At 37.9% G+C, this 12,869-nt stretch carries 15 protein-coding genes; 12 read left to right on the top strand and 3 right to left on the bottom strand.

Going from position 1 to position 12,869, the window contains the following annotated elements; all coding sequences use genetic code 11:
- Positions 1 to 217 precede the first annotated feature (217 nt).
- The 6 genes from HYG79_RS11360 (at position 218) to HYG79_RS11340 (ending at position 5,594) form a co-directional block, all read left to right on the top strand.
- Positions 218 to 2,713: a zinc-dependent metalloprotease gene (locus HYG79_RS11360; RefSeq protein ID WP_179242207.1), complete on the top strand. Its 2,496-nt coding sequence runs from the start codon at positions 218 to 220 to the stop codon at positions 2,711 to 2,713.
- 183 nt (positions 2,714 to 2,896) lie between these two features.
- The gene (locus tag HYG79_RS18155) at positions 2,897 to 3,031 is read left to right on the top strand and encodes a hypothetical protein (protein WP_262888958.1); all 135 of its coding nucleotides are present in this window, start codon (positions 2,897 to 2,899) and stop codon (positions 3,029 to 3,031) included.
- Positions 3,032 to 3,197: 166 nt separating this feature from the next.
- Positions 3,198 to 3,647 carry a hypothetical protein gene (locus HYG79_RS11355; RefSeq protein WP_179242206.1) on the top strand — a complete coding sequence of 150 codons (450 nt, stop codon included), beginning with the start codon at positions 3,198 to 3,200 and terminating at the stop codon, positions 3,645 to 3,647.
- Between the two features lie 317 nt (positions 3,648 to 3,964).
- Positions 3,965 to 4,390 carry a hypothetical protein gene (locus tag HYG79_RS11350; RefSeq protein WP_179242205.1) on the top strand — a complete coding sequence of 142 codons (426 nt, stop codon included), beginning with the start codon at positions 3,965 to 3,967 and terminating at the stop codon, positions 4,388 to 4,390.
- 2 nt (positions 4,391 to 4,392) lie between these two features.
- Positions 4,393 to 4,812: a hypothetical protein gene (locus HYG79_RS11345; protein WP_179242204.1), complete on the top strand. Its 420-nt coding sequence runs from the start codon at positions 4,393 to 4,395 to the stop codon at positions 4,810 to 4,812.
- A gap of 146 nt (positions 4,813 to 4,958) precedes the next feature.
- Entirely contained in the window at positions 4,959 to 5,594 is a 636-nt protein-coding gene (locus tag HYG79_RS11340) for a hypothetical protein (protein WP_179242203.1), read from the top strand.
- A 73-nt stretch (positions 5,595 to 5,667) separates the two neighbouring features.
- Here the strand turns inward: HYG79_RS11340 and HYG79_RS11335 are convergent, their stop codons facing one another.
- Entirely contained in the window at positions 5,668 to 5,898 is a 231-nt protein-coding gene (locus HYG79_RS11335; RefSeq protein ID WP_179242202.1) for a hypothetical protein, read from the bottom strand.
- A 116-nt stretch (positions 5,899 to 6,014) separates the two neighbouring features.
- On the opposite strand from HYG79_RS11335, the gene HYG79_RS11330 reads away from it, so the two are divergent.
- Positions 6,015 to 6,407: a hypothetical protein gene (locus HYG79_RS11330; RefSeq protein ID WP_179242201.1), complete on the top strand. Its 393-nt coding sequence runs from the start codon at positions 6,015 to 6,017 to the stop codon at positions 6,405 to 6,407.
- Positions 6,408 to 6,500: 93 nt separating this feature from the next.
- On the opposite strand, the gene HYG79_RS11325 is transcribed toward HYG79_RS11330, so the two are convergent.
- Positions 6,501 to 6,737, bottom strand: coding sequence for a hypothetical protein (locus tag HYG79_RS11325; protein ID WP_179242200.1), 237 nt, complete (start codon positions 6,735 to 6,737; stop codon positions 6,501 to 6,503).
- A 118-nt stretch (positions 6,738 to 6,855) separates the two neighbouring features.
- Here HYG79_RS11325 and HYG79_RS11320 point away from each other — a divergent pair, with 118 nt between their 5' ends.
- Positions 6,856 to 7,578, top strand: a complete 723-nt coding sequence (locus tag HYG79_RS11320; RefSeq protein ID WP_179242199.1) for a hypothetical protein — start codon at positions 6,856 to 6,858, stop codon at positions 7,576 to 7,578.
- A gap of 248 nt (positions 7,579 to 7,826) precedes the next feature.
- Here the strand turns inward: HYG79_RS11320 and HYG79_RS11315 are convergent, their stop codons facing one another.
- Positions 7,827 to 8,882: an IS110 family RNA-guided transposase gene (locus HYG79_RS11315; RefSeq protein WP_179240313.1), complete on the bottom strand. Its 1,056-nt coding sequence runs from the start codon at positions 8,880 to 8,882 to the stop codon at positions 7,827 to 7,829.
- Positions 8,883 to 9,156: 274 nt separating this feature from the next.
- Here HYG79_RS11315 and HYG79_RS11310 point away from each other — a divergent pair, with 274 nt between their 5' ends.
- The 4 genes from HYG79_RS11310 to HYG79_RS11295 all read left to right on the top strand — a co-directional run bounded on the left by HYG79_RS11310 (position 9,157) and on the right by HYG79_RS11295 (position 12,709).
- Complete coding sequence (locus HYG79_RS11310) at positions 9,157 to 10,854, top strand: amidohydrolase (RefSeq protein WP_179242198.1); 1,698 nt, start codon at positions 9,157 to 9,159, stop codon at positions 10,852 to 10,854.
- Between the two features lie 167 nt (positions 10,855 to 11,021).
- Positions 11,022 to 11,519 (top strand): hypothetical protein, encoded by a 498-nt coding sequence (locus HYG79_RS11305; protein ID WP_179242197.1) that lies wholly within the window; start codon positions 11,022 to 11,024, stop codon positions 11,517 to 11,519.
- A gap of 149 nt (positions 11,520 to 11,668) precedes the next feature.
- Complete coding sequence (locus HYG79_RS11300) at positions 11,669 to 12,109, top strand: cbb3-type cytochrome c oxidase subunit I (RefSeq protein WP_179242196.1); 441 nt, start codon at positions 11,669 to 11,671, stop codon at positions 12,107 to 12,109.
- A 129-nt stretch (positions 12,110 to 12,238) separates the two neighbouring features.
- The gene (locus HYG79_RS11295) at positions 12,239 to 12,709 is read left to right on the top strand and encodes a hypothetical protein (RefSeq protein ID WP_179242195.1); all 471 of its coding nucleotides are present in this window, start codon (positions 12,239 to 12,241) and stop codon (positions 12,707 to 12,709) included.
- Positions 12,710 to 12,869: the final 160 nt, after the last annotated feature.

Raw genomic sequence — 12,869 nt, 5'->3', positions numbered from 1 at the left:
AGACTGCTTTGGTTTTAAAACGTTACACAAAACTTTGATTTTTTTTAAGCGTAAAGAAAAAACATCTTTTCAGTTTTTGTTAAAAACATAGGTTTTTGACACCATATTAAGAATAAACCTATGAATATTATTGATGTTTAAGGGGTTATGATTTCATTAACAAAGCATTGCCTTTTTTTTTCGGTTATTTGAAATTAAACCAAAAATCAACTTGAAAATGTTTAAAAAATTACTTCCAGGCCTATTCCTGGCCTTCTTTTTTATGGCCGTACCTACTGCAGAAGGGCAAATTTTTAAAAAGAAAAAGAAAAAAACCGAAACATCGGGCACAGCGACCAAACCAAAAAAAGGGGAAATCAAGCCATACGACAAGGTCATTACCAAAGATGCCGTTACCGATAAAGGGCTTTTTGATGTACATACGTTGAACGAGAAGTATTTTTATGAAATTCCCGATTCGCTCTTTAACAAAGAAATGTTGATGGTAAGCAGAATCTCAAAAACCGCATCCGGTATTGGTTTCGGCGGCGGGAAAATAAACACGCAGGTACTGCGCTGGGAGAAAAAGGCCAAAAAGGTTCTATTGCGCGTAGTATCGCACGATGTTGTTGCAGCAGATTCCCTTCCCGTGCATGAGGCAGTGGTAAATTCCAACTTTGAACCCGTATTGTATTCCTTTGATATAAAAGCCTTCAAAAAAGATTCTGTTGCCCCGGCCACGGTCATAGAGGTAAATTCCCTTTTTGAAAAGGATGTAAAGGCTTTTGGTATGCCAGAATTTTACCGCAAGCGATACAAGGTAAGTCGTTTGGATGCTGAAAAAAGCTATATCGAGACCGTAAAAAGTTACCCGTTGAATGTAGAGGCACGGCATGTAAAAACCTACATGGCGAGCAATCCACCTTCCAATGGTAGTCTGGGCACCATTTCAATAGAAATCAACAACTCTATGATTTTGTTACCGGCCAAACCTATGAAACGAAGATATTTTGATGAACGTGTAGGCTGGTTCGCAAGGGGGCAAGTAGATTATGGTCTGGATGCCCAAAAAAGTAAGACCGTACGATTTTTGGACCGATGGAGGTTGGAAGTGAAAGATGAAGATATTGAAAAGTACAAGAGAGGAGAGCTCGTGGAGCCCAAAAAGCAAATTGTATATTATGTAGACAGGGCCACACCAAAGCAGTGGGTGCCCTATATAAAGCAAGGTATCGAAGATTGGCAAGTTGCTTTTGAGGCTGCAGGCTTTAAAAATGCCATTATTGCCAAAGACCCGCCAACAGCGGAAGAAGACCCTGAATGGTCCCCAGAGGATGTCAGGTACTCGGTGGTGCGCTATTTGGCCTCACCCATTCCCAATGCCAATGGTCCTCATGTGAGCGACCCCCGTAGTGGCGAAATCTTGGAATCCGACATCAATTGGTACCACAATGTAATGACCCTGCTACGCAATTGGTTCTTTATTCAGACCGCTGCGATAAACCCCGATGCTAGGGGCGTTGAATTTAAGGACGAGGTGATGGGGCGTTTGATCCGGTTCGTATCCTCACATGAGGTCGGCCATACGTTAGGCCTACCCCACAACATGGGAAGCAGTGTGGCGTACCCTGTGGATTCATTGCGTTCGGCGAGTTTCACCAAAAAATATGGCACGGCCCCCTCTATTATGGACTATGCCCGATTTAATTACGTGGCGCAGCCAGAAGATGATGGCGTTGCCCTTATGCCCGATATTGGTGTGTATGACAAATATGCCATACAATGGGGCTACAAACCTATTTTGGATAAGACCGCGGAAGATGAAAAAGCGATCTTGGACCGATGGATATTAAAACATGCCGGAGACCCATTGTACAGGTTTGGGCACCAACAAGTAGGTGATATAGTAGATCCCAGCTCCCAGACCGAAGATTTGGGCGACGATGCCGTTAAGGCAAGCGAATATGGTATCGCCAATTTAAAGCGCATTGTACCCAAATTAATAGAATGGACGGCCGAGGACGGCAAAAACTATGACGACCTGCAAACCCTATACGGTCAGGTACAGTCGCAGTTTAACCGTTACATGGGGCATGTTTCAAATAATATAGGTGGTGTATATGAGTATCAAAAAACATATGATCAAGAAGGCGCCGTGTACACCCATGTACCCAAAGCACACCAGAAAAAATGTATGCAATTTCTCCAAGAACAACTGTTCAGCACTCCCGAATGGATGTTGGACCAAGAGATATTTGGAAAAATTCAATATTCGGGATATTTGGAAAGCCTCAGAGCATTACAGACCAGAACATTGAACAATATACTGAGCCTGGGCAAGATGGCACGCATCATCGAAAACGAAACGGCTAACGGCAATGGGGCCTATCGCCTTTTGGACATGATGAAAGACATGCGCACGGGCATTTGGTCCGAACTACGCACGGGCAAGACCATAGATACCTACCGGAGAAACCTCCAAAAAGCACATATTGATCGTTTGGAATATTTGATGAACGCCGAAAACCAGAAAAAACAGCCTACTTTTGGCGGTTATCAAAAATCAACGGTAGTAAATACCAGCCAATCCGACATAAGATCCGTGGCACGTGCAGAACTCAACCTATTAAAACGGAGCCTGCGTAATGCGATTGCCAGAACATCGGACACCATGAGCAAGTATCATCTGCAGGATGCCATGGAGCGTATCGACATGATTTTGGACCCAAGATAGGCGAAAGGTATATTTACGAAGATTTTAGGTACAAGGGATAAAAAACATATTTCCCCGATGAACCAAAACGCAAAACCACAAGATATTGTGGTTTTGCCCTTTGTAGACTGTTTTTGACAACAATACGATATTTTGAGGCATTTCTTTATATACATTAGTATCAAGAAATAAAACCCCGAACCTATGGCCCCAAAAGTAAAAAGCCTTATTTATTTTGTTTGTTTGGTCGCTTCGATTGTACTGTACTGTTCAACGACCGAAAACACCAAAGACACTTTTCAGCTGGCACAGCATAACGTTGATAGTCCAAAAAAATAGCATACCCCATATTACCTACTTGATCAAGGCGCTAGTATCTGAACTAGCGCTTTTTTTATGCCACAACGTAAGGTTCTGTTTCGTTAAAAAGGTCATAAACGTTTTGTACGGATTAAACCTAAACGAGGTAGTGAAGTCCAAAGACCAAACTTCAAAAACAAAACAGATGAAAAAAACAACATTTATGGCCATACTGCTCCTTACCGGAGCTACCCTTATGGCCCAACAAGGCAAAAGAGAGGCTTCTGCAATGGTAATAAGAGATGCAACCCCCGAACAAATGGCGACGTTGCATACCAAAAAAATGACGTTGGCCCTGGATTTGGACGAAGCACAACAAACCGAAATCCAAAAAATAAATTTGGAACATGCCAAAATGCGAAAAGCCAAAATGGAAGAACGCAGAGCGATGCAAGAAAAAAGAGCATTGCAAAAACCGACTACCGAAGAAAAGTATGCGATGAAAATGGAGCAGTTGGATAAACAAATCGCCCATAAAGCCCGAATGAAGAAAATCTTATCAGCCGAGCAGTACCAAAAATGGGAGAAAATGGCAGCCAGAAAAATGAACCACAAAAAAAGGGAAAAGCGTAAAAGAACAGAAGATAGAAAATAGTTGGTTTTTTTGGTTACGTAGGTAAAAAGGCAGGTGCCCTTGGGGCACTTGCCTTTTATTTTTACGATACCCCAAAAAGCGGCTGGATGGCCAGCCGCAAAATAGGATGATAAAGCCTAAAATGATTTTGAAACAGGTTTTCTGATTCCAAATAACCGATTAAAAGACTTTAAACGTTTGTTTTCGTTTGTAAATACTTACAAACGTTTGTCAATGAATAAAGCATTGATTTATTTGTATTTAGTTGATTTTTAAAGGATTTTTACGGTGTTAACCATATACCAACGTTGCCGGCAAGCTAAAACAAACTTAAATAAATGAGTGAACAGATAAAAAAGGATGGAAAACACATTGGACATTTTGTGTCTGCGGTAGTGTTTTTCCAAATTTTACCGCTAATTCCACTATGGTTTGAATACCAACACACTTCTGACATAAGTATTGACTCATTGATACTTTGTTCATCAATGTACGCTTTTGCTACAGGATTTTCATCAAAATATGAATGGCAATTAAGTATATGCTTTTTAACTGGTATTTTACTTGCAGGTACTTATCATTCAGTAAATCTTGACGAAAATGGAGTTGAAATTATAAATATAAGTGCGTTTCCTTTAAATGAAGCAGGTGCATTTTACACAATATTAGCTGTATTTATTATGCATTTAATCGAAAGATATTCTAGACATATTAACGGGAAAGAACCATTTTTTCTATTCACCAAAAACACTAAAGAATCGTAATTATGGAATATACACAAATAATAGCTCTTTCGACTTCCATAATAGGAATAGTATTCGCAATCTATACTTTTTGGACAAAGAAAAAAGTTGAAGATAAGTTCAAAAATATACTGAAAGAAAAGAGACAGAAACTCGAAAAAGAACTAATAGAATTATCAAAACAGCATATTGAAAAAAAGCTAAAAACGGATTTAGAATATCAATCCAAAATGAATGATTTAGTAATTAAAATTTACAAGAAAGAATTAGATAATATTCAAGAGAAATTCAAATATGAGTTACTAGTTGAACTTAATAAAAAAGAAAAACAAATACTTGAAGAAAGCTTGGAACAAAAATATTTAAGCGGACAAGTAGATTACTTAAATAAGCTAATACATATGAGTGGTTCAACAAAATCGATTGAATTAGAAAATGAATAAAAGCCAGCAGGCAACAATGGCTATAAATAATTGCTTGTTCTCGCCTACTTCTGAAAATTCTAGCGGATTTTAGCTTGGTGTGTACTTGCAAAGTTAAGTGCTAACCCACGCAACTACTCATAGCCGAACCGTTAGGGTACATTTAAATGAAACCACTAATTTTTACAGTTCTAATCTTTTTAATCACACTATTGGGTTGTAAACCTACTGAATGTGAAATAGCTGAATTAAAGGCAAAATCCGATTTTGCAAATTCAGATTTCAAATTACATTCAATGGAAATATTACCAGTGGAAAACACTTATTTCTATGTACTAAGGGAACACTATAATGTCAAATGGAGGTTTATTGATTCGGACTCAATCGGATTTTTCTATTGTTATGACTCAATTATGACCTCTCTGTTAAATAAAAAACTAGGAATCAACCTGAAAACAAGGGTTCAAACCATTGCTGATAGCTTGGAAAACCAGAATAATTGGAATAGTAATCCAACATTTGAGGGCGGACTTTCAGAAATACATAAGCTCATTAGAAAAAAATTGACAATCTCAAAAGAAGAAATTGACTTTCCAGTTGGGCAAAAGATTCTTCTGGAATTTGAAATTTCCGAAAGCGGAGAAGTTATCAACCCCATTGTTCGAAAAGGAGTTAATGAAAAAATAGACAAGAAATTAGTTGAAATAATAAATGAGTTGCCAAACTGGACACCGGGTTATCAATTTGGCAAACCGATTAGAAAAAAATATTCAATGCCATTAATTATTGAGTTCGAACAATAAAAACGTACCCTAACATTGGCTATAATTCATTGTGGTTTTGTGCCACACCAAAATAAAAGTATTAATCAAACGGCTAGATTTCAGCGGAACAATCCTGCGGATGATTCCACAACGAAATCATAGCCCAACCGTTGTCGGAAATGCCCACGGGCACGTGCAAATACGTTCGCCCAAAGCGAACTCCCTTTACACTATTCCCGACAACGGCCACGCAGTACGCTGCAATTTGCTTTAAAAAAGCCAAAGGCTTTTTAGTATTTTTACCGGAAACAATACGGCAGATACCCAGTTGCACTTCCGACAACAGGCGGATAAAGCAAATAGCGACTAAAGGCTGGCATAGCTACGTCCGCACATGCGCGGACAACGCTACTCGCCTTACCCGCGTGGCCGTTGTAAAACATTTGAAAATTTAAAAACGTGTCATCTAAAATTTATCAAACATTAATTTTCCTAATCGGAATGGTTAGTTGCGAAAGATATACAGAGCTGGATAGATTCAATAAAATTGTCCATGACCATTATCATTGGACATATAACGGCATTATCGTCGAAAAATATTTGGATGAAAAAGACCATAATAGACACATTATAATCTTAAAAAATAATGATGGAAGGGATAGGAGGGATTTTACCTTCCAAAGCCTAAATTTATTTAATTTCTTAAAAGTTGGAGATTCAATTTCAAAAGACAGGAAATCAATTGATTTAGTAATTAAACGGCATGAATTAGATACGGTAATCACTTTAGATTTTGGAAATATCAAAGGTTGGGAAATATATTCATCAGACAACCCATACATTTCCAAATAATGGGTAAGATAGACCTGAAAATAAAAACGTTTTACAACAATGCCTAAAATTCATTGCTTGCGGATTTCCTAAAAGGAAATCACGCGCAAAAAGCTAACTTTGGGTTCGGCTGGATTGTCCTTCGGACGAATCACAGCAACGAACCTTAGCCGAACCGTTGTCGGAAATGCCCACGGGCACGTGCAAATACGTTCGCCCAAAGCGAACTCCCTTTCCACTATTCCCCACAACGGCTACGCAGTACGCTGCAATTTGCTTTGAAGGAACCAAAGGCTTTTTAGTATTTTTACCGGAAACAATACGGCAGATACCCAGTTGCACTTCCGACAACAGGCGGATAAAGCAAATAGCGACTAAAGGCTGGCATAGCTAAGTCCGCTCAAGCGCGGACAACGCTACTCGCCTTACCCGCGTGGCCGTTGGCAACAACTTTGAAAAACTCACGCAATTGAATAAAAAGTTAGATAAACTCATTGACAAACATTCATCCGAATTCAATCAAATCATTGAAAAGATAAATGCTTACATCGAATTTAGTAATTCTGACATTGACTATTCTACCGACGATAATTGGAAAATTGCAGTTGACTGCGTAAACGGACTTTCAAAACTTGCTGAATATTCTTTTGAATATGGGAATTTTAAAGATAATTGGGAATACGATAAGTTTTACCAAAATCTATATGGACCAGAATTAATCATAAAATCACAAAAAACAAATTGTGATTACCGAATTGGACTTGATTTAAAGGGAATATACTTGTCTACGGACTTAAGGTTCAATGACAACTTGAGGTATATGGATGACCAATTTTGGAAAAATCTAATGGAGTTATCAGAATTCGACGGATTTGAGTATGAGGAATTTGAATTTACTTCCGACAAACAGAGAAAAAAATTTCCAGACTTGTTCAAAACGAATAAGAGTATGATTTTCCGAATAATGAGAAAACACTTCTTCGACATTACCAATGAAGATTGGCAATATGGTTCGAGTAGCGTTGGAGAATTTAAAATAACTTGGACTAAAGAAAAGGAATTAGGATATATGGTAAGAGAGTGTTGTGAGGCGTTTAAAAAAATGTATCGACTGAATTACCAATTATGGAAAGTAACAGATTTAAAAAATAAAAAAGCAGTTGCCAACAATGGCTCCTATGAAAAGCCATAGTCCAGTGTCTCAAAGATAATTAATATGTTGTTTAATCTTAAACCACCCTTTTTTTCTTTTAATATAACTTGCTCCGCATCCTATATGTGATAGACCTTTTGGTCTTCACCGGCATCTGTATGATCATAAGTTAATCAGTCCGGTCACTTGCTAACCGATGTGATAGATCTTAAAAGCCGATCTTCACCCACATTGTTCTGTGATCTGGACTATGTTACTTCTTGTTGAGCTTTGTTATCAATTTATATTTATTCTATGACCCCTATTTGATAGGGAGTCTCCGTCTTTATTACTGCAAGGGTTCTGCTCAGTAGTTTTCTAGCTACCTTCACTATAATCGATTTAACGTTCTTGCCCCGGTGTTTTCTATAATACCCCTGCATCACGGGATCGGTTCGAATAGCTTGCCAAGACGCTTCTATAAAGTAACTCCTCATCAAGCGGTGAGCACGCATGGTGATACCCGTATTGCGGAAAGTGTCGCCACTCTGGTAAACCCCAGGGGCCATGCCCACATAACCTGCCAAGTGCTTGATGTTCTTGAAACGGCGCAGGTCGCCCAGCTCACTTAAAATACCACTGGCGACTATGCCCCCTATCCCGGGAATACTCTTCAATAACTCAAAGTCCTTCTTATAATATTGCTTGGTGTACTTGCGAAGGCTCGTCGATACATCCCTGAACTCCTTGTCGATAAACCTGAAACTGCGCATACGGCTCGCAAGTACAATATTGCACGGTTCGTAATCGAAGACCAACGTGTCCAACCAAGTACGGAACCTATGGCTCCAATGGTCATTGTCGAACTCCTCCGGTACCGTTATCCCGTAATACAACAACTGCATCTTGATATAACTCTTGACCTGGCGCATATCCTTGACCAGATCGTTACGCCTTCTAAAGAGACTTCGTAATTGTTCCCGCTTGGGGTCGGGCACTTGTATGCTCTCCAAACGACCATCTTTAAGCTCCCTGGCTATGAGCTGTGCATCTATCCTATCGGTCTTGGTATGGCGTTCCTTACCTCTCCTGAAAATATCCGCAGGGTTCACCACCAAAGAACGCCAACCATAACCCTCGAGGCAACGATGGGCATGGTAACCGCAACAGCCAGCTTCATAAGCTGTTGTAACATCGTAATCGGGATAATACTTCTCAACATAGTTTAGAAGCAATTCAGGCTCGGGCGACATTGAAAAAGTCCTGCCGGAACTAAGGTCGGTAGCACAGTGGACCTTCCAGCTACGTTTGTGTATGTCGATACCAATGAATAACTTAGGTCTTGCAGTTTGTTGTGTTTCCATATCTTTTGATTTTAACGGATCTTAAAGATACTCGACAGGCTGCTTTTTCATAGATGCTATAATTCATTGCGGTTGAATTACTAATCGGAATTCAACGCAAGTTTCCTATCTTTCGGCTACGGCGGAAAGAATCCTGCGGATTTTTCCGTAACGAAATCATAGCAGAGACAGTTGTCGGAAATGCCCACGGGCACGTGCAAATACGTCCGCTCAAGCGCGGACAATGCTACTCGCCTTACCCGCGTGGCCGTTGGCAATAATTAAAACCAAAATAATGACTAAAAAAATCTTTCTTTTATTTTTAGGAATAACTCTTTTGTTTTCCTGCGAAAAAACTCAAAATTCAAATACCTCTACTGTTTATTACAATGGCGAAATAATCACTATGGTTGGTGAATCCCCAAATTATGTTGAAGCCCTAGTAGAAAAAGATGGAGTTATTGTTTTTACTGGCCCAAGTAGTGAGGCTATGGAAATTGCTGGAAAAGGCCACAAAATGATTGATTTGGAAGGCAAAACACTTGTTCCTGGGTTAATTGATGGTCACGCTCATTTTGCAAACTTTGGAGCACAGGCTATAGGTGCTCAATTATTGGCTTCACCAGATGCCAATGTTGATGATATGGAAACTCTGATATCAGTATTGAAAGACTGGAATACACCAGAGAACCGAGCATTAACAGGATGGATTTTTGGGACTGGTTTTGATGATTCCATCTTAAGAGAAAAAAGATTTCCTACAAAGCACGATTTGGATAAAGTTAGTACCGAATTTCCAATAATGATAACACATATTTCTGGTCATTTTGCAGTAGTAAACTCAAAAGGACTAGAAGAGTTGGGTATAGATGAAAAAAGTATTAATCCCGAAGGCGGTATTATACGACGTGAGGACAACTCAACAGAACCAAATGGTGTTTTGGAAGAACTTGCAGCAATCCCTTATATGCTCAGAGCTATAGCGCCCAAATCAGAGGAGTCAATAATCAAGTTCTTTGAAGCTGGACAAGAAATGGCTTTATCTTATGGTTATACGACAGCACAAGAAGGTAGAGCTATGCAGAATCACGAAATGCTAGTTACAATGGCAGAAAAGAATAAAAACAAAATTGATGTTGTAAGTTACATAGACTACGCTTTTGTAGAGCAATATATGGATAGTAAATGGAACAGTAAAGAATACACTAATGGTTACCGCATTGGTGGTATGAAAGTGACTTTGGATGGTTCACCACAAGGCAGAACTGCTTGGAGAACAGAACCCTACCTTATACCACCTAAAGGAATGCCACACGATTATAGCGGTTATCCAGCCATACCTAATGATAGCGTTGTTATTTCAATATTTGAAAAAGGTTTTAAAAACAATTGGCAGATTTTAGCTCATACAAACGGTGATGCTGCAATTGACCAATTTATTAGAACAATGAAACCATTACAAGAAAAATACGGAAAGGAAAACAGACGTGATGTCATAATACACGGACAATACATTAGAGAAGACCAATTGGATGACGCAAAAGAAATGAAAATGATTGCTTCCCTATTTCCACTCCATACATTTTATTGGGGAGACTGGCATACACAGTTGATAGGTGATTCACTAGTTCAAAATATCAGTCCTGTAAAAACAGCATTAAATAAAGGTATGGATATTACCATTCATACAGATGCACCTGTTGCTTTACCTAATCTAATGCGTGTATTGTGGACCGCTGTAGAACGAACTTCACGTTCTGGGAAAATCATTGGCGAGGATGAACGCTTAACACCATATGAAGCATTACAAGCAATCACAATTTGGTCTGCATATCAACACTTCGAGGAAGATAAAAAAGGAAGTTTAGAAAAAGGAAAGTTGGCCGACCTAGTGATTTTAGATAAAAACCCTTTAAAAATAAATTCTAGCGAAATAAAAGACATCCAAGTATTAAAAACTATCAAGGAAGGAAAAATTGTTTTCAAAAGATAACTATTGCCAACAAAGAACTGAGATAAAAAACAAACAAATTCTTCCTTAATCGGAATTCATTCCAATTATCTATCTTTCGGTTATGGCGGAAAATCATAGCTGATTTTCCGCCACGAGCCATACACAAAACCGTTGGCAGTAATTTGAAAATCGAGCCCTGAATTAAAATGGATAAAAAAACTATTAAAGAAAATTACGCTACTTTTTCAACTGAAAAGTTAAAAGGAATTGTATTAGAGATTAAATCTTTAAATCCTGAATTCATACCTCTTTTACAAAACGAACTAATCAAAAGAAATGAAAATGAAGTTGCAATAGGAATAACAGAATATTTGACTTCGATAAAATACCATATATCAGAATCTGTTTTATTCGATAGTATATTAAACTTCAGAAAAGCTGGATTGACAGAAACAGAAATTGACTTTGAATTAAAAAGTAATCACGGGATCGATTCAAATTATGCGGAATTAGTTAGAATAAGTTTAAAAGAAAAAGGGAAAGAAAATATTGCAATTGGAACAGCGATGATAATTATACCTCTGATTTTAGGAATTATTTTGTTAACAATGCGAACATTTATTGGTGTTTTTCCTCTATTATTAATCGGAATTGGAATTTGGAGACTGAACAAAGGAATTATGCAAAAAAGAGTGAATAATTGAAAAACCACTGGCAATAATGTATAAAAATAATTACGGTTTAGTGCTTAATCAAAAGGTGTTGCGTGTTTACTACGTCTGATTTTCCTTCGGAAAATCCTCGCATACAAACCCGCAACTATTCTTATACAAGACCGTTAGCCACAAGTTGAATGAACAGACTAATTGAAAAACCACATCTGATTTTCTTACTCGCAATTCCAATAATAATGTTAATTGGAATTTTAAGCGGAGACGCAGTATTGGACATTAATGTTCACGACACTTATTACGTAATTTCTTATCTGCATTTAGCGATTCTGATTTCAATACTTTTTGGAATAATCGGAATTGGATATTGGATTATGCTAAAAGCGGACAGAAAACTATCAAAATGGTTGAATTGGACTCATATTGGACTGACTTTTGGTGGAACTTTAGTTGTGTGGATTTTGACCAAATTTTATCGGACTGAAATTATGGAATATGAATACAACAATAATCTGACCTTAATAATCACTCTGATTATTTTACTTATGATAGTCGGACAATTGATTTTTCCGATTAATATTATGTACGGACTGATAAAAAAGAAAAATAAAACCAGTGGCTAACAATGTATAACAGCAATTACGGCGGATTCGACTACGTCCGAACCCACTCGGAATTGCTAACGTCTGTGCTAAACCGAATATTAACGCAGCCAAATAGAACTTCTATCATCTACAAAATAAAGGATAGTTATGAGAAAAATAATTTTAGGAATTTTAACAATTGGAATTTTATTATCGTGTAATGGTGATGATGATAGCGAAATCAATATCGACGAACAAAATTTTCTGATTTTTGGACATTTTTATGGAGAATGTGGTGGAGAAGGATGTATAGAAACTTTCAAACTTACCGACAAATCACTTTTTGAAGATACTGTTGACGACTACAGTGGACAAGATATGAAATTCATTGAATTACAAAATGATGTGTTCGAACAAGTCAAAAACCTAACTAATTTCTTTCCAAATGAACTTCTGAATCAAAATGAAACTGTTTTCGGATGTCCCGATTGTGCAGACGGTGGAGGATTATTTATTCAATATTCAGAAAATGGAAATATAAAAAGTTGGAGAATTGACCAGGTCAAAAGCAATGTCCCAGAATATTTACATGTTTTTATGGACAAAGTGAACGAAAAAATAGCATTGATAAACGAATAAAAACTGCTTACAACAAAACCTATACGCAATGCGGCCATAAGTTCCTAGCTGCGCGGTCTGGGCGTATTTTCAGGCACCGCAAAATCTTTTGGATTTTGCTCTCGACAAGAAAAAAATAAATCAAAACCAAAAGGCTTTGCTATATGTGTGGCTGAAAGCA

This window comes from Costertonia aggregata (assembly GCF_013402795.1).
In the GTDB taxonomy this organism is placed as follows: domain Bacteria; phylum Bacteroidota; class Bacteroidia; order Flavobacteriales; family Flavobacteriaceae; genus Costertonia; species Costertonia aggregata.
The sequence above is the reverse complement of the archived record's forward strand: the minus strand, read 5'-3'. Positions and strand labels throughout refer to the sequence as shown.

Bases quoted from the DNA above. Each gene is read 5' to 3' on its own strand.
- HYG79_RS11360 (WP_179242207.1), top strand. From the start codon at position 218: ATGTTTAAAAAATTACTTCCAGGCCTATTCCTGGCCTTCTTTTTTATG.
- HYG79_RS18155 (WP_262888958.1), top strand. From the start codon at position 2,897: ATGGCCCCAAAAGTAAAAAGCCTTATTTATTTTGTTTGTTTGGTCGCT.
- HYG79_RS11355 (WP_179242206.1), top strand. From the start codon at position 3,198: ATGAAAAAAACAACATTTATGGCCATACTGCTCCTTACCGGAGCTACC.
- HYG79_RS11350 (WP_179242205.1), top strand. From the start codon at position 3,965: ATGAGTGAACAGATAAAAAAGGATGGAAAACACATTGGACATTTTGTG.
- HYG79_RS11345 (WP_179242204.1), top strand. From the start codon at position 4,393: ATGGAATATACACAAATAATAGCTCTTTCGACTTCCATAATAGGAATA.
- HYG79_RS11340 (WP_179242203.1), top strand. From the start codon at position 4,959: ATGAAACCACTAATTTTTACAGTTCTAATCTTTTTAATCACACTATTG.
- HYG79_RS11315 (WP_179240313.1), bottom strand. From the start codon at position 8,882: ATGGAAACACAACAAACTGCAAGACCTAAGTTATTCATTGGTATCGAC.
- HYG79_RS11310 (WP_179242198.1), top strand. From the start codon at position 9,157: ATGACTAAAAAAATCTTTCTTTTATTTTTAGGAATAACTCTTTTGTTT.
- HYG79_RS11305 (WP_179242197.1), top strand. From the start codon at position 11,022: ATGGATAAAAAAACTATTAAAGAAAATTACGCTACTTTTTCAACTGAA.
- HYG79_RS11300 (WP_179242196.1), top strand. From the start codon at position 11,669: ATGAACAGACTAATTGAAAAACCACATCTGATTTTCTTACTCGCAATT.
- HYG79_RS11295 (WP_179242195.1), top strand. From the start codon at position 12,239: ATGAGAAAAATAATTTTAGGAATTTTAACAATTGGAATTTTATTATCG.